At 71.8% G+C, this 22,210-nt stretch carries 22 protein-coding genes; 12 read left to right on the top strand and 10 right to left on the bottom strand.

Going from position 1 to position 22,210, the window contains the following annotated elements; genetic code table 11:
* Positions 1–299: 299 nt before the first annotated feature.
* Positions 300–3,254 (bottom strand): ATP-binding protein, encoded by a 2,955-nt coding sequence (locus KALB_RS02935; RefSeq protein ID WP_025354232.1) that lies wholly within the window; start codon positions 3,252–3,254, stop codon positions 300–302.
* A 40-nt stretch (positions 3,255–3,294) separates the two neighbouring features.
* Entirely contained in the window at positions 3,295–4,059 is a 765-nt protein-coding gene (locus KALB_RS02930; RefSeq protein ID WP_042220156.1) for a DUF3027 domain-containing protein, read from the bottom strand.
* A 56-nt stretch (positions 4,060–4,115) separates the two neighbouring features.
* On the opposite strand from KALB_RS02930, the gene KALB_RS02925 reads away from it, so the two are divergent.
* Genes KALB_RS02925 through KALB_RS02915 form a run of 3 tightly spaced genes read left to right on the top strand, consistent with a single transcriptional unit; the run spans position 4,116 to position 7,089 of the window.
* Complete coding sequence (locus KALB_RS02925) at positions 4,116–4,862, top strand: glutaminyl-peptide cyclotransferase (protein WP_030111393.1); 747 nt, start codon at positions 4,116–4,118, stop codon at positions 4,860–4,862.
* The gene (locus KALB_RS02920) at positions 4,862–6,598 is read left to right on the top strand and encodes an MFS transporter (RefSeq protein WP_411931135.1); all 1,737 of its coding nucleotides are present in this window, start codon (positions 4,862–4,864) and stop codon (positions 6,596–6,598) included. Before KALB_RS02925 ends, KALB_RS02920 begins: the two co-directional genes overlap by 1 nt.
* Before the next feature lie 11 nt (positions 6,599–6,609).
* The gene (locus KALB_RS02915; protein ID WP_030111391.1) at positions 6,610–7,089 is read left to right on the top strand and encodes a DUF2771 family protein; all 480 of its coding nucleotides are present in this window, start codon (positions 6,610–6,612) and stop codon (positions 7,087–7,089) included.
* Here the strand turns inward: KALB_RS02915 and KALB_RS02910 are convergent, their stop codons facing one another.
* On the bottom strand, positions 7,090–7,476 hold the full coding sequence (locus KALB_RS02910) for a cold-shock protein (RefSeq protein ID WP_025354227.1): 387 nt from the start codon (positions 7,474–7,476) through the stop codon (positions 7,090–7,092). It lies immediately after the preceding gene.
* 117 nt (positions 7,477–7,593) lie between these two features.
* Between KALB_RS02910 and KALB_RS02905 the strand changes: the two genes are divergently transcribed.
* Complete coding sequence (locus KALB_RS02905) at positions 7,594–7,806, top strand: hypothetical protein (RefSeq protein ID WP_030111390.1); 213 nt, start codon at positions 7,594–7,596, stop codon at positions 7,804–7,806.
* A 9-nt stretch (positions 7,807–7,815) separates the two neighbouring features.
* On the opposite strand, the gene KALB_RS02900 is transcribed toward KALB_RS02905, so the two are convergent.
* On the bottom strand, positions 7,816–8,448 hold the full coding sequence (locus KALB_RS02900) for an HAD family hydrolase (protein WP_025354225.1): 633 nt from the start codon (positions 8,446–8,448) through the stop codon (positions 7,816–7,818).
* An 81-nt stretch (positions 8,449–8,529) separates the two neighbouring features.
* On the opposite strand from KALB_RS02900, the gene KALB_RS02895 reads away from it, so the two are divergent.
* Genes KALB_RS02895 through KALB_RS02875 form a run of 5 tightly spaced genes read left to right on the top strand, consistent with a single transcriptional unit; the run spans position 8,530 to position 13,383 of the window.
* On the top strand, positions 8,530–9,126 hold the full coding sequence (locus KALB_RS02895; protein ID WP_025354224.1) for a TetR/AcrR family transcriptional regulator: 597 nt from the start codon (positions 8,530–8,532) through the stop codon (positions 9,124–9,126).
* Positions 9,123–10,073, top strand: a complete 951-nt coding sequence (locus KALB_RS02890) for a R2-like ligand-binding oxidase (protein ID WP_025354223.1) — start codon at positions 9,123–9,125, stop codon at positions 10,071–10,073. The genes KALB_RS02895 and KALB_RS02890 overlap by 4 nt, the downstream gene beginning before the upstream one ends.
* A gap of 48 nt (positions 10,074–10,121) precedes the next feature.
* The gene (locus KALB_RS02885) at positions 10,122–11,345 is read left to right on the top strand and encodes an Nramp family divalent metal transporter (protein ID WP_025354222.1); all 1,224 of its coding nucleotides are present in this window, start codon (positions 10,122–10,124) and stop codon (positions 11,343–11,345) included.
* 58 nt (positions 11,346–11,403) lie between these two features.
* Positions 11,404–12,183 (top strand): polysaccharide deacetylase family protein, encoded by a 780-nt coding sequence (locus tag KALB_RS02880; protein ID WP_162483059.1) that lies wholly within the window; start codon positions 11,404–11,406, stop codon positions 12,181–12,183.
* A gap of 3 nt (positions 12,184–12,186) precedes the next feature.
* Positions 12,187–13,383 (top strand): YncE family protein, encoded by a 1,197-nt coding sequence (locus KALB_RS02875; RefSeq protein WP_035976731.1) that lies wholly within the window; start codon positions 12,187–12,189, stop codon positions 13,381–13,383.
* Here the strand turns inward: KALB_RS02875 and KALB_RS02870 are convergent, their stop codons facing one another.
* On the bottom strand, positions 13,384–13,893 hold the full coding sequence (locus KALB_RS02870) for a hypothetical protein (RefSeq protein ID WP_025354219.1): 510 nt from the start codon (positions 13,891–13,893) through the stop codon (positions 13,384–13,386).
* Positions 13,894–14,216: 323 nt separating this feature from the next.
* Between KALB_RS02870 and KALB_RS02865 the strand changes: the two genes are divergently transcribed.
* Together KALB_RS02865 and KALB_RS02860 are read left to right on the top strand one after the other, a co-directional pair.
* Entirely contained in the window at positions 14,217–15,218 is a 1,002-nt protein-coding gene (locus KALB_RS02865) for an aldo/keto reductase (protein ID WP_025354218.1), read from the top strand.
* The gene (locus KALB_RS02860) at positions 15,211–15,828 is read left to right on the top strand and encodes a TetR/AcrR family transcriptional regulator (protein ID WP_025354217.1); all 618 of its coding nucleotides are present in this window, start codon (positions 15,211–15,213) and stop codon (positions 15,826–15,828) included. Before KALB_RS02865 ends, KALB_RS02860 begins: the two co-directional genes overlap by 8 nt.
* On the opposite strand, the gene KALB_RS02855 is transcribed toward KALB_RS02860, so the two are convergent.
* The 3 genes from KALB_RS02855 to KALB_RS02845 all read right to left on the bottom strand — a co-directional run bounded on the left by KALB_RS02855 (position 15,785) and on the right by KALB_RS02845 (position 19,733).
* Complete coding sequence (locus tag KALB_RS02855; RefSeq protein WP_025354216.1) at positions 15,785–17,119, bottom strand: M14 family zinc carboxypeptidase; 1,335 nt, start codon at positions 17,117–17,119, stop codon at positions 15,785–15,787. The two genes, KALB_RS02860 and KALB_RS02855, sit on opposite strands and share 44 nt — an antisense overlap.
* Positions 17,120–17,256: 137 nt before the next feature.
* The gene (locus KALB_RS02850; RefSeq protein ID WP_030111387.1) at positions 17,257–18,882 is read right to left on the bottom strand and encodes an AMP-binding protein; all 1,626 of its coding nucleotides are present in this window, start codon (positions 18,880–18,882) and stop codon (positions 17,257–17,259) included.
* A gap of 53 nt (positions 18,883–18,935) precedes the next feature.
* Positions 18,936–19,733 (bottom strand): metallophosphoesterase, encoded by a 798-nt coding sequence (locus KALB_RS02845; RefSeq protein WP_030111386.1) that lies wholly within the window; start codon positions 19,731–19,733, stop codon positions 18,936–18,938.
* A 126-nt stretch (positions 19,734–19,859) separates the two neighbouring features.
* Here KALB_RS02845 and KALB_RS02840 point away from each other — a divergent pair, with 126 nt between their 5' ends.
* Positions 19,860–20,168: a hypothetical protein gene (locus KALB_RS02840; protein WP_051913375.1), complete on the top strand. Its 309-nt coding sequence runs from the start codon at positions 19,860–19,862 to the stop codon at positions 20,166–20,168.
* Positions 20,169–20,287: 119 nt separating this feature from the next.
* Here KALB_RS02840 and KALB_RS02835 read toward each other — a convergent pair whose 3' ends face one another.
* Both KALB_RS02835 and KALB_RS02830 read right to left on the bottom strand, forming a co-directional pair.
* On the bottom strand, positions 20,288–21,070 hold the full coding sequence (locus tag KALB_RS02835; protein ID WP_030111384.1) for an HAD-IIA family hydrolase: 783 nt from the start codon (positions 21,068–21,070) through the stop codon (positions 20,288–20,290).
* Between the two features lie 4 nt (positions 21,071–21,074).
* Positions 21,075–22,175, bottom strand: a complete 1,101-nt coding sequence (locus KALB_RS02830; RefSeq protein WP_025354212.1) for a sulfate/molybdate ABC transporter ATP-binding protein — start codon at positions 22,173–22,175, stop codon at positions 21,075–21,077.
* Between the last annotated feature and the right edge of the window lie 35 nt (positions 22,176–22,210).

The following is a 22,210-nucleotide window of genomic DNA, read 5'->3' as shown; positions in this document are numbered from 1 at the left end:
GCCGCGCCCCGGAGGGGCGCCAAGAGCGAAGCGGGCACAGCATCCAGTACTGATGACCGTGCCCGCTCGGGAGAGCCCGCATCAGTCCAGCGGGCGACCCGAGCAACAACCCACGAGAACCGGACTCACCGTCCCGTGAACGGGACCCACCCACCCCAGACCGGGACTCACCCACCGGAGCACGGGACTCACGTGCAGCAGCCCGGGACTCGCCACCCTCAGAACGGGACTCACGCTCCCCAGCCCGGGACTCACCACCCCCAGAGCGGGACTCACCCGCAGGAGAGCGGGACTCGCGGTCAGGCGAGGTAGGTCGCGGCGGTGGGGTCGTCCAGCAGGGCGGCGAGCAGGTGCCGGTCGCCCCAGCGGTCCACGGCCCAGGCCAGGGCGCGGGACAGTCCGGCCGGGCTGTCCTCGGCGTGCACCACCCCGTCCTCGGTGACCCACCACGTCACGCGGTGTTCGGCGCCACCTCGGCGCACCGACAGCTCGTCGTGCACCACGACCAGGCCCTCGGGCACCGGGCGGTCCAGCAGCTCGCTGGCGGCCACGACGGCACCGAGATCGGCCCAGGCCACGGGCAGGCCGTTGCCGATCAGCGCGTCGGCGTCCACCTCGTCGGCGGCCAGTGGCAGGTCGAGCAGTTCGGCCAGGGCCTCGGCGTCGTCCGGGTCGGCGGCGACGACCTGCTCCGGCGCGAAGGCCGCCAGCAGCCACGGCGAGTCCAGCACGACCGCGCCCTCACCGCTGACGACCCGCCCGGTGAGCACCCGCACCTCGTCCGGCAAGTCCACTTCGGACGGTTCGACCAGGCCACCGCGCACGGCCTCGGCGATGACGTGGTGCGCCCGCATGGCCACGCCGGGCGGCACGGCGCGGTCCGGGTCGGCCAGGCGGCGCAGCACGTCCGCGGTGTCGGCGGGGCCGGTGGCGGTCAGCTCGGCGCGCACGCCGATGGCGGCGAGCAGGTCGGCACGCACACCCACGTCGGGGATCGGGTCGTACAAGCCGGTCAGCGCCTCGGCCGCGGGCAGCCGCCACTCGCGCGGGGCGGCACCGGCCAGCCGGGCGTTGCGCGCCAGCCACCAGCCCGTGTAGCCGCCCGCCCGGGTCACCGCCTGCCAGGTCTCGGGCTGCTCGGCGAGCAGGCGCAGGGCCTGCGGCCAGCGCTGGTCGTCGACCAGGTCCAGGTCGCGCACCCCGAGCAGTTCGGCGGGCGGGTTCAGGTCCCCGTCCACGGCCTGCCACCACAGCTCCTCGTCGGCCAGCTCGTGGTCCGGGCCGCCGGGCGACTCCTCGTAGACCACCACGAAGGAGTCGATCACCCCGACGGCGGCGAGCACCTCGGCGGGCCAGCGCCCGGCGAGTTCCTCGGCGAGCACGCCCACCGGGGCGTCCTTGCCGATCACCTCGGCGTCGAACACCTCGCGCAGCGGGCTGGCGGGCAGGATCAGCTCGTCGGCGTGCCGGAACTCGCCCTCGGTGTCGGGCAGCGCCAGGCTCGCCAGCCACGGCCGCTCCCCCCGCCGGGAGCCGGTGGACTCGGTCAGCCACAGCACGGTGTCCACCAGCGCGGTGGTGTCGAACCCGGACTCGGCGTCCTCCATGCTGCGCTCGACGGCGGTGCGCATGGCGTCCAGCAGGTCGGCGGGGCCCGCGTCCCTGGCGCCGAGACGGGCCAGCAGCGGGTGCACGGCCTCGGGGTGCGCGACCCGCAGCCCCATGACGTCCATTGTGGACAGTGCGCCGATCGTCTCCTGGTCGAAGTCGGGCAGCAGCACGTCGCGCGGGCCGGTGACGGTGCGCCCGTCCACCAGCGGCACGGGCAGCCCGCCCAGCTCCTCGCGGGCCGTGGCGTCCTGCTCGGCGACCGGGGCCAGCGCGGCGTAGAACCCGGCCCACCAGGCCGGTTCGCGGTCCTGGCCGGAGACCAGGGCGACCACCTCGGCGAGCCGGATCCGGGGCACCTCCAGTGCCGCCAGCTGCCGGGCGCAGGTCTGGTTGGACAGCTCCGCGGCGGCCAGGCCGTCGACGACCTCGGCGAGCAGCTCGGCCAACTCGGGGGCGAGCACGTCGAGCACCCTGGCGCGGGCCGGAACGAGCAGGACGCCGTCCTCATGGGCGGGCAGCCAGCTCGCGGCGCGGAGCTCGGCGGTGACCAGGGCGCGCAGCGTGCCGTCGACCTCGGACTTGGGGAAGTCGGGCACCGGCACCAGGGCGATGCGGTGCTCCGGGGCGAGGGCCAGCACCAACTGCACGAACGTTCGTGCGGCGTTGGCCAGCACCGCGTCGGTGGCCGGTCCGGGCAGCAGCCTGCGCCGGGAGGACTCCACCGGCACGCTGCCCAGCAGCCGGGCGGGCAGGGACAGTCGTTCGTCGGTGGGGGTGGGCGCGTGCAGCACGTCCTCGCCCAGCGGCTGCGGCACGCCGTGCTCGTCCACCGGGACGGCCCAGCAGATCGTCCACTCAGGACGTTCGCGGGCCTCGATGCCCAGGCCCTCGACGGCATCGGCGTCCAGTTCGCCGGAGGCACGGCACAGCAGCCAGCGCGCCTGCCCGGTGGGCCCGTGCACGAGCACGACCCCGTCCGCGCCGTCCTCGCGCCACCAGGCCTGCTCGCCGACCTCGATCCTGCTCAGCCCGGGCAGGGCCAGCAGCAGGTCCGGGGCCTCCACGGCGAACCCGGCCAGGAGGTCCTCGACCGACACCTCGGCGCGCAGCGGCAGCCGCACCTCGGTGTCGAAGCCCTGCGGCGGCGCGGGCTCGTCCTCGGGCAGGTCCCAGGCCAGGCGCAGCACCGGCACGGCGCCACCGCGCTCGGCGACCCCGGGCAGGTCGGCGGCGGCCTGCCGGGTGCGCTCGGCGGAGAAGGCGACCCCGCCGCTGGTGGACACCACGCGCGGGGCCTCGGTGACGGCCAGCACGGCGGCGAAGCCCACGCCGAACTGTCCGACCGTTCGTGCACCGCGCTTGGCGGAGGCCCGTAACGAGGCGAGCGCGGCCACGCCCTCGGCGGTCAGCGGGGCGCCGGTGTTGGCCGCGCGCAGCTCACCGTCCACAACGGACAGTCGCAGCGTTCCGCCGGTGCCCGCGGCGTCGGCGGCGTTCTGGGCCAGCTCCACGAGCAGCCGGTCCCGGTAGCCGCCGAGCCGGAGGTCCTCCTCGGCGTTGGCGTCCTCGCGGAACCTGGTCGGCGAACCGCGCCAGGCCTCCAGCACGGACGTGCGCAGCTCAGCGATGCCGAAGTCGGTCACGAACTCTCCTCGCAGGGGCCGGGCGTTCGGGACGACTCGGTCAGGACTCGATCTCGAGCTCGGAGTCGTCGTAGACCAGCTCGGCGACGGGCACCTGGGAACCGGTGTCGACCTCGGCCTCGGAGTGCGCGCCGCAGCCGTAGCCCACGTTGACCACGTGCCCGTCGGCCGGGGCGATCTCGTTGGCGCAGACGCCGAACGCGGCGCCCAGTGAACCGGCGATCTGCTGGTAGAAGCCGCAGGTGCCGCAGTTGGCCGGTGCGCTGCGGGCCATGTCGCTGCGCGGGCCGAACTCGCCGCCCTCCCAGCGCTTGGCCGAGTCCTGCCGACCGAACCGGGACAGCACGCGCACCCGGCCGAGGCCGACCTCGCGGGCCACCTCCTCCACGGCGGGGTCGTCGGAGGCCAGGTAGCCGGGGGCCAGCCGGGTGTCGTCGGGGGCGGTGGGCAGCAGGTCGCCGACGCCGAGGTCACCGGCGCGCACCCGCTCCCCCCAGGGCACCCAGTCCGGGGCGACCAGGGACTGCGGGCCGGGCAGCAGCACGACCTCGCTCACCGTGACCGGCTCCTCCGGTGCGACCGTGGCGATGGTCACCGCCCAGCGCCAGCCGTCGTAGCCGGGGTGCGCGGCGTCGAACAGGTGGGTGACCGAGGCCTCGTCCTCCGCGAGGATCCCGGCGTGCGCGCCGACGGGCTCGTCGCCTGCCTCCTGCTGGGCGGCAGCTCGGGCCAACTCGACGACGGAGGCGAGCACCGGGTTCGGGGACTGCTCGTCGGCGTGTTCACGGGTGGGCGTAGCGGTCACCCGTCGATTGTGCCGCACGGCTCACCCGAGGGCGCACGCGTGTCAGGCTCTGCGGTGTGCGAACGGTCGTGCTGGCAGTTGCGGCGGTGCTGCTCACCTCGTGTGCGGCGCGGTCCGGCACCGAAGTGCTGCGGGTGGAGGTGCTCGGGAGTTTTCCGCACGACCGTGCGGCCTTCACCGAGGGCTACGAGGTGGCCGACGGGGTGCTGTACGAGAGCACCGGACTGGCCGGGCAGTCGAGCCTGCGCGCGCTCGACCCGGCGACCGGGCGGGAGCTGCGCCGGGTGCCGCTGGCCCCGGAGGACTTCGGCGAGGGCATCACCGTTGTCGGCGACCGGATCTGGCAGCTGACCTGGCAGCAGGGGGTCGCGCTGGAGTGGGACAGGAACAGCCTGACCCAGGTCGGGCGGGCGAGCTACCAGGGTGAGGGCTGGGGGCTGTGCCACGACGGGAGCCGGTTCGTGAGCAGCGATGGCAGTGACCGGCTCACCTTCCGCGACCTGAGGACCTTCCAACCCGTTGGCAGCACGACCGTGCACTGGACCGGTCAGCTCAACGAACTGGAGTGCGTGGACGGCTCGGTGTGGGCCAACGTGTGGCACTCGCGTTCGGTCCTGCGCATCGACCCGGACACCGGGCAGGTGCTGGCCGTGGCCGATCTGTCCGCGCTGGGACCGGCCGGGGGCAGCGCGGACGAGGACGTGCTGAACGGGATCGCGGCGCTGCCGGGCGGTGAGTTCCTGGTCACAGGCAAGTACTGGCCCGACACGTACCGGGTGAGGTTCGTACGTCCGGGCGCGTAGTGCGGCAGGATTGGGGGGTGACCCGCCCCGGTTCCCCCGAACAGCCGCCCGCCCGGCGCGGGTGGAGTGGTGCGAGCCGCAAGCGCAAGGAGTCGGTGCAGCAGGACCCTGAGTTCCTCGCCGAGTGGACTCGCGCGCCCAAGCCGGTGACCCGTCCGCTCCAGCAGCCGCACTACCCGTGGCAGGACGAGCAGGAGCAGCCGACCTACCGGACCGCTCCGCCGCCCGCCCAGACCGCGGCGGTACCCGCACCACCTCCGGCACCGCCGACGAACGCGTACCCGACCAGCAACCTCGGCTTCGTACCGGCGGATCCGCCCACCACGGCGGCCAGCGCCCCGCAACTGCCGAAGAAGCTGACCGTCACCAGGGTCGCGGTGTTCCGCAGCAGGCAGCTCACCCAGCAGAGCGTGCAGGCGTTCAAGCGCGCCCTGCACGCCGACGGGGCGGACAAGTCCGGGCTGGCCTCGCTGACCTGGGCGGTGATGCTGAACTACGCCACCGACGCGACGATGGCCGTGGCGCTGGCGAACACCCTGTTCTTCTCCGCCGCGACCGGGGAGAGCAAGGGCAAGGTCGCGCTCTACCTGCTGATCACGGTGGCCCCCTTCGCGCTGATCGCCCCGGTGATCGGGCCCGCGCTGGACCGGATCCAGCACGGCCGCCGCATCGCGCTGGCGGTGTCCTGCTTCGGGCAGGCCCTGCTGTCGGTGGTGATGGCGCTGCACTTCGACGACTGGCTGCTCTACCCGGCGGCGCTGGGCACGATGGTGCTGTCCAAGTCCTTCAACGTGCTCAAGGCCGCCGTCACACCGCGCGTACTGCCGCCGGACATCACGCTGGTGAAGACCAACGCCCGGCTGACCGTGTTCGGGCTGGCCGCCGGTGGGGTGTTCGGCCTGTTCGCGGCGGGCTTCGCCAAGCTGTTCAACTCGCCGGGCGCGCTGTGGTTCACCGCCGTGCTGTGCGTGGTGAACGCCGTGCTGTGCCTGCGCATCCCGTCCTGGGTGGAGGTCACCGAGGGCGAGGTGCCCGCCTCGCTGAGCGCGCAACCGCGCAAGACCCGGCAGCCGATGGGCAGGCAGGTGGTCGTCGCGCTGTGGGGCAACGGCACGATCCGGGTGCTGACCGGGTTCCTCACCCTGTTCGCCGCGTTCGTGATCAAGGCGCAGACCGAGCACGACTCCTCGCCGTTCGACCAGCTGCTGCTGCTCGGCATGATCGGCGCGGCGGCCGGGCTGGGCAACTTCGCGGGCAACGGGATCGGCGCGCGGCTGCACTTCGGCAAGCCGGACCAGGTGATCCTGAGCTGCCTGGGCACGGCCCTTGGCATGACGGCGGTGGCCGCGGTGCTGCCCGGTATCCCCACCGTGGTGCTGCTCGCGCTGGTGGCCTCGGTGTGCAGCGCGCTGGCCAAGATCAGCCTGGACGCCACCATCCAGGACGACCTGCCGGAGGAGTCGCGGGCCTCGGGCTTCGGCCGCTCGGAGACGATCCTGCAGTTCGGCTGGGTGCTCGGCGGGGCGCTGGGCGTGCTGCTGCCCGCCGAGTACTGGATCGGCTTCGCCGTGGTCGGCCTGCTGCTGGCGGTGGGCCTGGCGCAGACGGCGATGACCCGGCGCGGCAGCTCGCTGATCCCCGGCATGGGCGGGGACCGGCCGCTGCACCCGGACCCGGTGACCCGGCGCAACCGCAGGGCGGCACCGGGCGCCGAGCCGCACCTGCCCACCACGTAACCTCGGTGCACGTGAGCTCGAAACGTCTTGTGCCGCTGCTGCTGGCGGGCGCCGGTCTCGCGGTCACGGCCTGCGCGCCGCCGCCCCCGCCGGAGGTGACCTTCTTCGCGGGAGGCCAGTCGGCGGCGACCGGCCCCAGCCTGTACTGCGGCAACGGCCAGTTCGGCGAGTGCCCCGCCTACCCGCAGGCCGGTGCGGCGCTGCGGGTGCCGCCGAGCAAGCCGGTGCAGATCTCGGTGCCCAAGGAGGTCGGGGACAAGGTCTGGACCGTGACCTTCGAGTACCGCGACGGCGCGGGCAAGTCGCAGGTCGGGCGCAGTGGGCTGTTCATCAAGGGCGACCGGCTGGCCTTCACCCTGGCGCTGCCCGACGCGGCGGACCAGCTGGTGACCGCGACGGTGCACCGGCTGAGCCCGTTCGCGGTGCAGAACCCGGACGGCACGGTGGGCTTCCCCAGCGACGCGACCTGGGTGCTCTCGGCGGCCCGCTGATCACGGGTCGAGGTCGCGCGCGACCCCGCGCACGATCTCGGCCACCAGCTTGGAGGTCTTGCGGTCGGGGTAGCGGCCCCTGCGCAGGTCGGGCTGGATCTTGGCCTCCAGGACCTTGATCATGTCCTCGACCAGGCCGTGCAGTTCCTCGGCGGGACGGCGCTTGGCCTCGGCCACCGAGGGCGGGGCGTCCACCAGCCGCACGGACAGCGCCTGCGGCCCGCGCCTGCCCTCGGCCATACCGAACTCGATGCGCTGACCGGTCTTCAGGCCCTCGACCCCGGGCGGCAGTGCGGACGCGCGCACGTAGACGTCCTCGCCACCGTCCTGGGTAACGAAGCCGAACCCCTTCTCCGCGTCGTACCACTTGACCCTGCCGGTCGGCACTGTCCTCACCCTCCCGCTCCACACAGCGAACGCGCCCGGGGACCGTGCCCAGGGCGCGAACCTCAAGCGTAGGGCATGGCCGACCGTGTCGGGTCAATCGCGAGCTAGGCTGAACGCATGACTCGCTCTGCGCCCGGCGGCAAGTTGATGCCACTGTCCATGGTGGTGTTCGCGATCGGCCTGGTCGCACTGGCCGTGATCTTCGGGATGTACGCCAGCGGGGTGCGCGACCTGCCGCTGTGGCTGAACCTGGTCGGGGTGCTGCTGAGCCCGATCGGCTTCGCCATGGGCATGGTCGCGGTGTTCCTGCAGAACAGGTCCCGCGAGTAGCGCGAGTAGTCAGCCCGCCATCGGCTCGGCGAACCGGTGGGCGTTGTCCGCCAGCCAGGCCGGGAAGGCCGTGAGGTCGGGCAGCACCACCTCGGCACCCGCCGCCAGCAGTTCCGCCGCGTCGCACGGGCCGGTGCTCACCGCGACCGGCACGGCACCGGCCGCCAGCGCACCTTCCACGTCCCCGACGTGGTCGCCCACGTAGACCGAGGCGTGCTGCTCGGCCAGCACCACGCCCTTGGCCGCCGACCACAGCTCCCCGGCCAGGTGGTCCACCTGCCAGCCCAGGGCCTCCAGGTGCAGCCGCGCGTTGCCGCCGTGCTTGCCGGTGACCACGAGCACCCGGCCGCCCAGTTCGCGCACCGCGGCCATCGCCTCGGCGGCCCCCGGCATGGCCACCGTCGTGGGGATCACCAGCTCCGGGTAGGACGCCCGGTAGCGGGCCACCAGGTCAGGGATCAGTTCCTCCGCAACGCCGAAGCCCCGGAAGATCATCGCCAGCGGCGGCCCCAGGTTGGCGGCGAAGTACTCGCCGTCCAGCGGCAGACCGGTCTGCTCGGCCAGCACGTTCATGGCCACGACCATGCCCGGCCTCGCGTCGATGAGCGTCATGTCCAGGTCGAAGCCCACGGTCAACGGCACACCTCGCACCCTAGCCTTTGACAGAGCGTCAAATCACGTCCAAACACTTGACACAGAACGTGGATATGTAAAGCTCAGGGCGTGAGTCAGGTCACATCTTTTGCCGACCGGGTGCGGGCCAGCCTGCGCGAACAGCTGCTCGCCGCCACCGCCGAGCTGCTGGCCGAACGCGGCTTCCGGGGCCTGCGCATGGCCGATGTGGCGGCGGCCACCGGGGTGAGCAGGCAGACCGTCTACAACGAGTTCGGCGGCAAGGACGAGCTGGTGGCCGCGGTCGCACGGCACAAGACCGCGGAGTTCGTGGACGGCATCGCCGCCCGGCTGACCGCCGCCGGGGGCCTGCTCGCGGGCATCGAGTGCGCCATCGACTACGCGCTGCGGCACGCCACCGAGGACCGGTTGGTGAACTCGATCCTCACCGGCACCGATGCCGAGGACCTGTTGCCGCTGCTGACCACGCGGGCGCTGCCGGTGCTGCTGCCACTGGTCGAGCAGCTGTCGGCGCACCTGCTCGCACACCGCCCCGGCCTGCCCCCGGAACAGGCCCTGCTGTACGCGGAGACCGGGGTCCGGCTGACCGTCAGCCACCTGCTGATGCCCACCGGGGACCCCGCGCTGGCCGCCTCGACGATCACCGACCTGATGCGCCGACTACTGCGAGAGGACAACAGCTCATGAGCGTGAACTCCTTGCACCGCACCGGCTTTCACTCCCTGCGCGGCGGCGGGCTGAACTGGGACTCGTTCCCGTTGCGGCTGTTCGCCAAGGGCAACGCCAAGTTCTGGAACCCCGCCGACATCGACTTCAGCCGGGACGCGGAGGACTGGGCCGCGCTGACCGAGGCGCAGCGGGACAGCGCCACCCACCTGTGCGCGATGTTCATCGCGGGCGAGGAGGCGGTCACCGAGGACATCCAGCCCTTCCTGAAGGCCATGGCCACCGAGGGCAGGCTCGGCGACGAGATGTACCTGAGCCAGTTCTGCTTCGAGGAGAGCAAGCACGTCGAGGTGTTCCGGCGCTGGATGGACGCGGTCGGGCTGACCGGGGACCTGCACGGCTACGTGGCGGACAACCCCGGGTACCGCTCGATCTTCTACGAGGCGCTGCCGGAGTCGCTGCGCCTGCTGGAGCGGGACGCGAGCCCGGCGGCGCAGGTCCGGGCCAGCGTCACCTACAACCACGTGGTCGAGGGCACGCTCGCGCTCACCGGCTACTACGCCTGGAACAAGGTGTGCAAGACCAAGGGCATCCTGCCCGGCATGCAGGAACTGGTGCGGCGGATCGGGGACGACGAACGCAGGCACATGGCGTGGGGCACCTTCACCTGCCGCAGGCACGTGGCCGCCGAGGACGGCAACTGGGAGGTGGTGCAGCAGCGCATGGGCGAGCTGCTGCCGCACGCGCTGTCGGCCATCCAGTGGGTGCTCGACCACACCGAAGCCGACGCCTTCGACCTGGGCGTGGACGAGTTCGTCACCTACGCTGCCGACCGAGCCCAGCGCAGGCTCGGCGCGATCGAGTCGGCACGGGGCACACCGGTGTCCCAGATCGACCTGGACTACTCCCCCGAGCGGCTGGAGGACCAGTTCGGTGCCGAGGATGAGGCGGAACTCGCACAGCTGTGAGCAGGCGCGCGGTGGACCGGCGGGGCTTATTGAAAGTAAGTTGCAATAATGGTCTCGCTCGCGTCCCGGGTGCGCTCACGCGTCACGTTGCTCGGTCCCGCCTTCGTGGCCGCCATCGCCTACGTGGACCCGGGCAACGTGGCGACCAACAGCCAGGCCGGTGCCCAGTTCGGCTACCTGCTGGTGTGGGTGGTCGTGGTGTCCAACGTGATGGCCGGGCTGGTGCAGTTCCTGTCCGCCAAGCTCGGCCTGGTCACCGGCCAGTCGCTGCCCGAGCAACTGCGGGACCGGATGCCCGGGCCGGTGCGGCTGGCGTACTGGGCGCAGGCCGAGGTGGTCGCCGTGGCCACCGACCTGGCCGAGGTGCTCGGCGGCGCGATCGCGCTGCAGATCCTGTTCGGGCTGCCGCTGCTGCTCGGCGGCCTGATCACCGGCGTGGTGTCCACCGTGCTGCTCGCGGTGCAGGACCGCGCCGGGCAGAAGCCGTTCGAGCGGGTGATCACCGGACTGTTGCTGGTGATCGCGATCGGCTTCCTGGCCGGGCTGGTCCTCGCCCCGCCCTCGCCCTCGGGGGTGCTGGGCGGGCTGGTGCCGCGCTTCGCGGGCAGTGAGAGCGTGCTGATCGCGGCGGGCATGCTCGGCGCCACGGTGATGCCGCACGTGGTGTACCTGCACAGCGCGCTGGCCAGGGACCGGTTCGGCGGCACCGAACCGGGACCGGTGCGGCGCAGGCTGCTCGGCGCGACCAAGCTGGACGTGGGCGTGGCGATGGTGCTGGCCGGTGCGGTGAACCTGGCCATGGTGCTGCTCGCGGCGACCTCGCTGCGCGGGCGCACCGACGGGGACACGATCACCAGCGTGCACAGCGCGGTCGGTGACGCGCTCGGCGGCGGGGTGGCGCTGCTGTTCGCGTTCGGCCTGCTCGCCTCGGGGTTGGCCTCCACCTCGGTGGGCTGCTACGCCGGTGCCGTGGTGATGGATGGCCTGCTGCGCAAGCGGATCCCGCTGCTGGCGCGCCGCGTGGTGACCCTGCTGCCCGCGATCGCGGCGCTGGTGATCGGCCTGGACCCGACCCGCGCCCTGGTCGTCTCCCAGGTGGTGCTGTCCTTCGGCATCCCGTTCGCGCTGATCCCGCTGGTCGTGCTGACCTCGCTCCGCTCCGTGATGGGCGAGTCGGTGAACTCCCGCCTCACCACAGTGTTGGCCACACTGATCGCCACCGTCGTGGTCGGGCTGAACGCGGTCGTCATCTACCAGACCCTGTCGTCCTGACGGGGTCCGCGAGCTGCGAGACTGAGCCCCACTCGACGTCGCAGGAGGGAACCCAGTGGTGAGGCGCATTTCGCGGCGGGCAGCGCTCGGTTACGGCGCGGTCACGACAGCCGCCGCGCTCACGGCGTGCGGCGCTCAGCCCGAGGCGGGTCCCGCACCGACCACAACCACAGCCAGCGCTCCCCCGCCGACCACGACCACCACACCGCCCCCCACGACGACCACCACGCACGCGGGCGGCCCCGCGGTGGAGGTCGTGCGCGGCAGCGGTGCCCGCCCCGAGGTCGCGCTGACCTTCCACGGCGCGGGCTCGCTGGACATCACCCGCCGGGTGCTCGCACTGCTGGACCAGCACCACGCGAAGGTCACGGTGTTCGCCGTCGGCAGCTGGGTGCGCGACGTGCCCGACGCGATCCGAGCCGTCCGCGACCACGGGCACGAACTGGGCAACCACACCTGGAGCCACCCGGACCTGGAGCGGTTCGCCCCCGGCCCGATGCTCGGCGAGATCGAGCGTTGCCGGGACGCACTGTCCACTGTGGCCGGTACTCCGGGCAACTACTTCCGCCAGTCGCAGGGGCAGCACGCGACCCAGCGCGAGCTGGAGGCCGCGGGCAAGGCGGGCTACGCCCGTGTACTTTCCTACGACGTGGATTCCCTGGATTGGACCGATCCGGGAGCCGCGGCCATCCGGCGGGCCACCGCGGCGGCCAAGGCGGGCAGTGTGGTGAGCATGCACCTCGGGCACGAGGGCACGATCGCCGCGCTGCCGGGGATTCTCGCCGATTTCGCCACTCGGGGCCTGACCCCGGTGACCACCACCGAATTGCTGAGGTGAGGGGTGTCCGTTCGACTCCGGGCGCTGTGCGCGCTCGTCTGCGTGTCCGTGCTGGCCGCGGGCTGCTCGTCCTCCGAGGCGGAGACGACCCCGGCCACCACACCGCCGGCCACCACGACACCGACCTCGGTGACACCGACTACCCCGAAGTCCGTTGTGGACGGTCTACCCGGCATGCCGCCGGTGACCGACGCGCACAACGTGTACGCGGCGACCGGCGCGGGCATGGTCGAGGACAAGATCAAGCAGGACAGGCCGCTGGTCTACGTGCCGCACAGCGGTTCCGGTGAGGTCTGGGTGATCGACCCGGCCACCTTCGCCGTGGTGGCCAAGCACAAGGCGGGCACCGAGTTGCAGCACGTGGTGCCCTCCTACGACATGCGCACCCTGTACGCCACCGACGACGTGGGCGATCACGTGCTGCCGTTCAACCCGGCCACCGGCGAGGTCGGCAAGCAGTTCCCCGTCGTCGACCCGTACAACATGTACTTCACCCCGGACGGCAAGTCCGCGGTCTCGGTGGCGGAGCGGCTGAAGAAGCTGGTCTGGTACGACCCGCGGAGCTGGAAGGTGCAGGACGAGACCGCCACCCCGGACTGCGCGGGCATCGACCACGCCGACTTCAGCGTCGACGGCAGGACCGCGGTGTTCACCTGCGAGTTCGCCGGGCGGGCCGCCGTGATCGACGTGGCCACGCACAAGCTGCTGCGGATGATCGACATGCCGCAGCGGCACACCGTGATGGGCCCGCAGGACATCAAGCTCGCCCCGGACGGCTCGGTGTACTACATCGCCGACTCGGACGCGAACGGCCTGTGGGTGCTCGACGGGGCCGCCACCAAGGTGCTGCGGTTCATCCCCACCGGCCACGGGGCGCACGGGCTGTACCTGTCCCGCGACGCCAAGCAGCTCTACGTCACCAACCGGCACGAGGGCAGCGTGAGCGTGCTCAACGCCTACACCGGTGAGGTGCAGACCAAGTGGCAGATCCCCGGCAGGGGCAGCCCGGACATGGGCAACGTGACCGCCGACGGCTCGCAGCTGTGGTTGTCCGGCCGCTACAACGGGGTCGTCTACGTGCTGTCCACCAAGGACGGCTCGCTGATCAAGAAGATCCCGGTGGGCAACGGCCCGCACGGCCTGTGCGTCTGGCCGCAGCCGGGCCGCTACTCGCTCGGCCACACCGGGATCACCCGCTGATCACCGCTTGGGATGGCGCGGGGGCTGCGGCTTCGACTGGGGCCTGCACTCGTCCCCACGCTTGCACTCCGGCTTGTGCTGCTCGGCGGTCTGCTGCGTCGGCTTGACCGCGCTGGTGGTCGTCGCGGCGAGGACGGTCGGCACCTCGACCGTGACCGTCATGGTCGCCACCGGCGGTACGGCCACCTGAATCGAGACCGCAGCCGGTTTTGTCGTCGTCGGCGCCGCCGCGGTCGTGCTGCTCGGCTTGTCCGTGCCGACGCGCTCGCGCATCACCAGCTGCTGCGGCGCCGAGCTCTCCGCCGTCACCGTGCTCGTGTTGGCCACCTGGCTCGGCACGGTGTAGGTCGTCGTGTGCACCGGCAGCGCCGTGCGACCTGCCGGGGCCGCCTCGTCCTGGCCGCCGAGCAGTGTCGCCACCGCCACCAGTGCGGCCACGCCCGCCGCGGGCACGAACAGCACGAGTGCGAAGCAGCCGCCACCGCTGGGCGGCGTGTCCCGATGGCTCACTCGACCTCCTGGGTGCGGTTCCCCGTCACCCCGTTAATCGTTTTCACCCTGCGCAGCGCAACGGGTAACCGGCCACACGGTCGAGTGAACATCCACGGTGGACTCCTGGAGCGGATCGTCACGCTCCCACCAGCTCATCCCCCGCCACTCCCTGGGGGGCGACCCCGAGTCCAGTCTACCGCCCACCCCCGACACCTGATCTTGCTCAAGATCCACATGTGGACAACTCGCCGCCTGTGGACAACCTCGCCAGCTGACAGATATTGAAATCTGTCAGCCCACAACCCATACTTGTGTCGGCACACGACACGAGGAGAGACGACATGCAGACTCGCCAACTCGGCAGCACCGGCCCGAAGGTCTCCGCGATCGGACTGGGCTGCATGGGCATGTCCGGCATGTACGGACCGGCAGACGAGACGGAGAGCATCGCGACGGTGCACGCCGCGCTGGACGCGGGTGTGGACCTGCTGGACACCGGCGACTTCTACGGCATGGGCCACAACGAACTGCTCATCGGCAGGGCGCTGACCGAGGCGGGCCGCGAACGCGTGCGGATCAGCGTCAAGTTCGGCGCGCTGCGCGGTCCGGCCGGGGAGTGGCTGGGCTACGACGCGCGGCCCGCCGCGGTGAAGAACTTCCTCACCTACAGCCTGCGCAGGCTGGGTACCGACCACATCGACGTGTACCGGCCCGCCCGGCTGGACGCGCAGGTGCCGATCGAGGACACCGTGGGCGCCATCGCGGAACTGGTCGAGGCCGGGTACGTGCGGCACATCGGGCTGTCCGAGGTGGGGGCCGCGACGATCCGCCGGGCCACGGCCGTGCACCCGATCAGCGACCTGCAGATCGAGTACTCACTGCTGTCCCGCGACATCGAGCGGGAGATCCTGCCCACCTGCCGCGAACTGGGCATCGGCACCACCGCCTACGGGGTGCTCTCCCGCGGCCTGCTCTCCGGGCACTGGACCTCCGGCCACACCAGCGGACAGGGCGACTTCCGAAGTGCCAGCCCGCGGTTCCAGGGCGAGAACCTGGACCACAACCTGCGCCTGGTGGAGGCCCTGCGGCAGGTCGCCAAGGCCAAGGGGGTCACGGTGGCGCAGATCGCCATCGCCTGGTCACTGTCCCGCGGCGAGGACGTGATCCCGCTGATCGGCGCGCGCCGCAGGGAGCGGCTGGCCGAGGCGCTGGGCGCACTGGAGGTGCACCTGTCGGAGGCGGACCTGACCGCCATCGAGCAGGCGGTTCCGGCCGGTGCGGCGGCAGGTGACAGGTATGCTGCGGCTGCGATGAAGGACCTCGACAGCGAAAGCCGTGGCTGACTCAGCCCTCACCGCCGAGCAGATCCTGCGGGCGGCTGAGGAGGTCCTGCGCAGGTACGGCCCGAGCAAGGCCACAGTGGTCGACGTGGCCCGCGCCCTCGGCGTCAGCCACGGCAGCGTGTACCGGCACTTCGCGACCAAGGCGGCGCTGCGGGCGGCGGTGACCAGCAACTGGCTGGAGCGGGCGCACGCCGGGCTCGCCGAGATCGCCGAGAGCGACACCCCGGCACCGCAGCGGCTGCACGAGTGGCTGACCGCCCTGTTCGCGGCCAAGCGCAGGAAGGCCTTCGAGGACCCGGAGATGTTCGCGACCTACCAGTCGCTGGAGGCCACGACCTCCGAGCCGGTCCTCGCGCACATCGAGCGCATGGTCGGGCAACTGGCCAGGATCCTGACCGACGGGGTGGCGGCGGGGCAGTTCACCGCCGCCGACCCGCTGGTCACCGCTCGGGCCGTCTGGGACGCCACGGACCGGTTCCACAACCCGGTGCACTCCGGGTCGTGGGACCAGCCGGGCGTGCAGGACGCCTTCGAGGCGGTGTGCTCGCTGGTGCTCGCGGGACTGGCTACTGCCGGTACGGAGCCCCGGCGGCCACCGCGGCGGCGGTGAACGCACCCTTCATCTCCGGCCAGAACTTGCTGTCCAGGCAGGAGAACTGTGGGAAGAAGCCGCCGCAGCCACCGCTGCTCGGGCCGACCTCGATGGTGTAGCTGGCCACGCCGAGCACGCCGTAGGTGAAGTCGTCGGTGGTGCCGGTGGTCATGTACCCGACCGTGCCGCCGTTGGTGTCCACCACGTATCCGTTGCCAGCGGCCATCTTCTGGCCGAGCGCGCGCAGTGCCTTGTCGTTGGGCGAGGGATCCTCGGTCCAGCCCCAGGGCACGATGATGTCGTTGCCGTAACTGTGCAGGGTGATCATCGTGCCGCGCGCGGTGTCCGGCGCCGGGTCGTTGTCCCCGGTGCCGCGCTGCACGGGGTAGATCGCGCGGAAGAAGCTCTCCAGCCCCTTCACCTCGGGCTCGGAACCCTTCACCTGCCCCTGGTAGGTCTCGTCGCAGGGCGAGTTCGAGTCCCCACCCCAGTGGAACGTGGAGTTGCGGTTCAGGTCGATGCCCACGTCGGTGCCGGTGCAGCCGCCACGGGAGTTGTCGGCGTTCTTGCGCTGCATCTTCGGCGAGTTGCCGCCGGAGGCCACGATGTCCACCCCGTCCGGGTTGGCGATCGGCACCACCCACACCTCGGTACTGTCCAGAATGGACTTCACCTGGCTGTCGCTGCCGTACCCGTTGGCCAGGTAGTCGATCCAGCGCCACGCCAGTTCACCGGTGGCGATCTCCCTGGCGTGGATCTGGGCGATCAGCACGAACTTCGGCTTCTTCGAGTTGGTGGTCAGCTCGCAGTCGCCGGACTGCTTCTTGGTCAGGCAGATGGCCTGGATGTCGTGGCCGCCCTTGCTCTTGGTCTTCAGCCAGGAGTCGCCGACGTCGTAGGTGGTGGCCAGGTCCGGGTGCGCACTGGCCACCTGCCGCAGGTGGGCCTCCTGCGCGGGCACCGTGTGGTAGCCGCCGTAGAAGGTGTCCCCGGCCAGGCTGCGCTGCTCGGCGGCCGAGGGCAGATCCTTGTAGATCGTGTCGTGCACGGTCGGCTGGTACCCCAGCTGGCGCAGCACGGTGGCCGTGGTCTGGTTGCCCACAACGAAGACCGAGCCGTCACCACCGCTCTCGGCGACGTCGAAACCGGCGGACACCAGTTGGGCGGCCTGGTTTCCGGTGACCGGGACCCGCCACATCAGCGGGGTGTCGTCCCCGGGTGTCGCGGCCGCCGCGCCGCCGAGCACGGCGGCGGGCAACAACAACGCGGTGACTCCGAGTGCGATGCGGAGCAGGGATCGTGGGGCCATGCTGGCTCTCCTCCGACGAGGTCTGACGCGGGCCGGCACGGCGGGACAGTGCGGCGCAGGGTCACCGTACCGGTACGCACAGTGTCCAGCTTCGCAACCGCGCCGCTACCCCCCGATCGTCTGGTTCGCCGCCACGGTCAGGACAGACCGAGGATCTCCGCAGCCCGCTCGCGCATCTCCACCTTGCGGATCTTGCCGGTGACCGTCATCGGGAACTCGTCCACCACGTGCACGTAGCGCGGCACCTTGTAGTGCGCCAGCTTGCCAGCGCAGTACTCGCGGACCACCTCGGCGGTGATCGGCTCGGCCCCGGGCCGCATCCGGATCCAGGCCATCAGCTCCTCGCCGTAGCGCTCGTCCGGCACGCCGATCACCTGCGCGTCCAGCACGTCCGGGTGCGTGTAGAGGAACTCCTCCACCTCGCGCGGGTAGATGTTCTCCCCGCCGCGGATCACCATGTCCTTGATCCGCCCGGTGATGCCCACGTAGCCCTGCTCGTCCATCACGGCCAGGTCCCCGGTGTGCATCCAGCGCGCGGCGTCGATCACCTCGGCGGTCTTGTCGGGCTGGCCCCAGTAACCCAGCATCACCGAGTAGCCGCGGGTGCACAGCTCCCCCTGCTCGCCACGGGGCACGGTCAGCCCGGTGCCCGGGTCGACCACCTTGACCTCCAGGTGCGGGTGCACCCGGCCGACCGTGGACACCCTGCGGTCCACCGAGTCGTCCGCGCGGGTCTGCGTGGACACCGGCGAGGTCTCGGTCATGCCGTAGCAGATGGTCACCTCGCGCATGCCCATCCGGTCGATGACCTGCTTCATCACCTCCACCGGGCAGGGCGAGCCCGCCATGATGCCGGTGCGCAGGCTGGACAGGTCGTAGCTGTCGAACTCGGGGTGGGACAGCTCGGCGATGAACATCGTCGGCACGCCGTACAGGGAGGTGCAGCGCTCGGCCTGCACGGCGTCCAAAGTGGACTTGGGGTCGAACGCCTGCGCCGGGATCACCATGCAGGCGCCGTGCGTGGTGGCGCCGAGGTTGCCCATGACCATGCCGAAGCAGTGGTAGAAGGGCACCGGGATGGCCACCCGGTCCTGCTCGGTGTAGCCGCACAGCTCGCCGACGAAGTAGCCGTTGTTGAGGATGTTGTGGTGCGACAGGGTCGCGCCCTTGGGGAACCCGGTGGTGCCCGAGGTGTACTGGATGTTGATCGGGTCATCGGGTGACAGGGCCGACTGCGCGGCGGCCAGCGCCGCGGGATCCCCCGCGCGACCGGCCTCGACCAGCTCTGTCCACTGTGTACTCCCGATCAGCAGCACGTCGCGCAGGGCGGTGCAGCGCGGGCGCACCTGCTCGATCATGGCCGCGTAGTCGGAGGTCTTGAACGAGGACACGGCGACCAGCGCCACGACCCCGGACTGGTTGAGCACGAACTCCAGCTCGTGCACCCGGTACGCGGGGTTGATGTTGACCAGAATGGCGCCGATCTTGGCCGTGGCGTACTGGACGAACGTCCACTCGGCACAGTTCGGCGCCCAGATGCCGACCCGGTCGCCCTTGCCGATGCCGCGGGCGGCCAGGCCCAGCGCCACGGCGTCGACCTCGGCCTTCAGCTGCGCGTAGGTCCAGCGGCGGCCGGTGGCGTGCTCCACCAGCGCGTCCCGGTCGGGAAAGTGCACGACCGTTCGATCGAAGTTGTCCCCGATGGTGTCGCCGAGCAGCGGCACCTCGGAGGTCCCTGAGGCGTAGGCGGGCAGCGCGACCATCGGACCATCCTGGCCCGCCGGGGTGCGCGCGGCCACCCCCGCTCGGGGGTGTGTCAGAGCTCGACGACCAGGCAGGGCCCGCCGTCGAACAGGCCACCGTCCACAGCGAGCGCCTTGCCCTCCGCGTAGGAGTGCGGTCCGTCCACTTCGGCGGGCTGGATGCCGAGCTGGTCGGCGATGATGCTGTGGCCGTGCACGATCCGGCTGCCGCCGAAGCGGGTCAGCAGCTGGTCGGCGGCATCGGCCCCGGTCGCGCCGCGGAAGGCGTAGCGGGTGGTCATCCGGTGCCAGCAGTCCCACCAGGCGGTGAGGTCGCGCCCGTGCAGCACCCCGCTGACCGCCTCGTTGACCTCCTCGACGGTCTCGCCCCAGTTCAGGTACGCCGTGGTGTCCGAGTGCAGCAACAGGTCCTCACCGACCACGGCCACCACGGGGCGGTCGGTGAGCCAGCGCACGTGCCGGTCGGTGAGCCGGGTCTGGTCGGCGAGCTGGCCGCCGTTGAGGTGCCAGCTGCGGGCGAAGCTGCGGAAGCCGTAGTCGGAGGGCACCGGGGTGTCCCCGAACAGGTGCATGCCCAGCAGCAGCACCTCGTGGTTGCCCAGCAGCGAGTGCACCTGCCCGCCGTCGGTGGTCGCCTCCTCGCCCAGCCGCATGACCAGTTCGATGACCCCGATGCCGTCCGGTCCCCGGTCCACGAAGTCGCCGAGGAACCACAGCCGGTTCCGGCCGCCCGCCCAGTGGCCGTCCCGCGTCACCAGCCCGGCCTCGTGCAGTGCGGCGATCAGCTTGTCGAGGTGACCATGGACGTCGCCGACCACGTACACCGAATGGTCCCGCTCATCGTCGCTCACGGTGACGACGATAGGCGGTGCCCCGAGCGCGGCGCAGGGCAACCCGGCGAGCGGTGAATGTCCCCCAGCAGGGTGAGTTTCGGCCGCTCTGGCGTACGAGATCAACGAGGTTGGCATCTCACGCCCGTGAGCAAGCACGTGAACACGGACGGTGACGCGGAGCGGGTCGCCGCCGCGCTGGACCAGGCGATGCGCCAGATCAGCACGGAGCGCGACTGGAGCGCCTGGCAGCAGGTGCGGTGGCTGCGGTTACGTGCCGACCTGCTGGACCGGCTGGCCGCCGAGCAGAACGGCGGCCACGGCAGCCTCGCGCGCAGGGCGGAACTGGTACGCGACCGCGCCGAGCGGCTGGCCGACCGGCTCAACGGCGCCCCGCTGGCCAGCGGGGAGACCCCCGTGGTGCGGATGTGGTGCGAGGAGGCCGCCGACCTCTGAAGTGCGTCCCCCACCACTCCTCGGGGGGCGTCCCCAGCTCCAGTCTACCCGCGCCGCCCCCTAGTTGATCTTGCCGAAGATCCACATGTGGACAACTCGGCGCCTGTGGACAACTCGGGTCAGAACGGCTCGCTCGCGCGCCCGACCAGGTCAGCGATGGAGTCGATGACCTTGGTGGGCCGGTACGGGAAGCGCTCCACGGTGTCGGCGCCCGAAATGCCCGAGAGCACGAGGATCGTCTGCAGGCCCGCCTCCAGGCCGGAACGCACGTCGGTGTCCATCCGGTCGCCGATCATCAGCGTGTTCTCCGAGTGGGCGCCCATCGCGCGCAGGGCCGAGCGCATCATCAGCGGGTTGGGCTTGCCCACGTAGTACGGCTCGCGACCGGTGGCCCGCGCGATCAGGGCGGCCACCGAGCCGGTGGCGGGCAGCAGGCCCTCCCGGCTGGGGCCGGTCTCGTCCGGGTTGGTGGCGATGAACCGGGCGCCCGCGTCGACCAGCCGGATCGCCTTGGTGATCGCCTCGAAGCTGTAGGTGCGGGTCTCGCCGAGCACCACGTAGTCCGGGTCGCTGTCGGTCAGCACGTAGCCGATGGAGTGCAGCGCCGTGGTCAGCCCGGCCTCGCCGATGACGTAGGCCGAACCGTTGGGCCGCTGGGTGTCCAGGAACTTCGCGGTGGCCAGCGCCGAGGTCCAGATCGCCGACTCCGGCACGTCCAGCCCGGTGCGCAGCAGCCTGGCCCGCAGGTCGCGCGGGGTGTAGATGGAGTTGTTGGTGAGCAGCATGAACGGCACGGCCTGTTCCCGCAGCTCGGCGAGGAACTTGTCGGCGCCGCTGATGATGTGCTCCTCGTGCACGAGCACGCCGTCCATGTCCATCAGGTAGTTCCAGCTCACGGCCATGACGTCATGATCCCCCGGCCACCGGGTGCAGGGCCACCTCAGTTGCCTTCACGGCCAGCCAGACGCTGCCCCCCGGTTCCAGCGCGAGGTCGGCGACCGAGGCCGGGGTGAGGTCGGCGGCCAGCCCGTCCACCCAGGGCGGCCCGCCGGGCGCGGCCACCGCCCGCAGGCGGATCACGTCCCCGTGCGGCTCCAGCCCGGCCACCACGGCGGGCCACACGTTGCGCGGGCTGCCGTGCGGCCTGGTGGCGTGCACCGCGACCGAGGCGGGGGCGAACACGGCCACCGCGGGCTCGCCCGCCGGGATCGGGTCCTGGCTCAGGCCGGTGACCAGGGTGCCGTCGGGGGCGCGCAGGCCAGCGGGGTCCGCGGTGCCCGCGACCAGGTCCAGCCCGGCGATCCGGGCGGTGAACCGGGTTCGCGGCGTGCCGAGCACCTGCCGGGTGGCGCCCTGCTCCACGAGGCGGCCCTCGGCGAGCACGATCACGCGGTCGGCGAGCACCAGCGCGTCCAGGGGGTCGTGGGTGACCAGCAGGGTGGTGCGCCGGGAGCCGCGCAGCACGCGGCGCAGCATCGCGCGCAGTGCGGGCGCGGCGTCCACGTCGAGTGCGGCGAACGGCTCGTCCAGCAGCAGCAGCTCGGGTTCGGCCGCCAGCGCACGGGCGACGGCCACGCGCTGGGCCTGCCCGCCGGAAAGCTGGCCGGGCCTGCGATCCGCGAACTCGGCGGCGTCCACTTCGGACAGCCAGTGCCGGGCCGCGTCCAGTGCCGCGCGGCGGGCGGTTCCCCGCGAGGTGGGTCCGAACGCGACGTTGGCGAGCACGGTCATGTGCGGGAACAGCAACGGGTCCTGGGCGAGCAGGCCGACACCGCGCCGGTGTGGCGCCAGGTGCACACGCTTGGCGGTGTCGTTGAGCACACGGCCTGACAGCTCGATGCGGCCCCGGTCCGGGCGCAGCAACCCGGCCAGCACGGACAGCAGGGTGGACTTGCCCGCGCCGTTGCCGCCCAGCACGGCGAGCACCTCGCCCGGCCGCACATCCAGCGCGAGCTCAAGGCTGAACTTGTCACGACTTGCCGTGACGTCAAGGGAAAGCTCGCTCATCGCCGCACCTCGCCGACGCTCGGCCCAGCGCCTGA

The sequence above is a fragment of the Kutzneria viridogrisea DSM 43870 genome, assembly GCF_000525635.1.
Classification (GTDB): Bacteria; Actinomycetota; Actinomycetes; order Mycobacteriales; family Pseudonocardiaceae; genus Kutzneria; species Kutzneria viridogrisea.
The sequence above is the reverse complement of the archived record's forward strand: the minus strand, read 5'-3'. Positions and strand labels throughout refer to the sequence as shown.

Coding starts and splice junctions, on each gene's coding strand:
- KALB_RS02905 (WP_030111390.1), top strand. CDS start 7,594: ATGACTCGCTCTGCGCCCGGCGGCAAGTTGATGCCACTGTCCATGGTG.
- KALB_RS02890 (WP_025354223.1), top strand. CDS start 9,123: ATGAGCGTGAACTCCTTGCACCGCACCGGCTTTCACTCCCTGCGCGGC.
- KALB_RS02885 (WP_025354222.1), top strand. CDS start 10,122: ATGGTCTCGCTCGCGTCCCGGGTGCGCTCACGCGTCACGTTGCTCGGT.
- KALB_RS02865 (WP_025354218.1), top strand. CDS start 14,217: ATGCAGACTCGCCAACTCGGCAGCACCGGCCCGAAGGTCTCCGCGATC.
- KALB_RS02855 (WP_025354216.1), bottom strand. CDS start 17,119: ATGGCCCCACGATCCCTGCTCCGCATCGCACTCGGAGTCACCGCGTTG.
- KALB_RS02850 (WP_030111387.1), bottom strand. CDS start 18,882: ATGGTCGCGCTGCCCGCCTACGCCTCAGGGACCTCCGAGGTGCCGCTG.
- KALB_RS02835 (WP_030111384.1), bottom strand. CDS start 21,070: ATGGCCGTGAGCTGGAACTACCTGATGGACATGGACGGCGTGCTCGTG.
- KALB_RS02830 (WP_025354212.1), bottom strand. CDS start 22,175: ATGAGCGAGCTTTCCCTTGACGTCACGGCAAGTCGTGACAAGTTCAGC.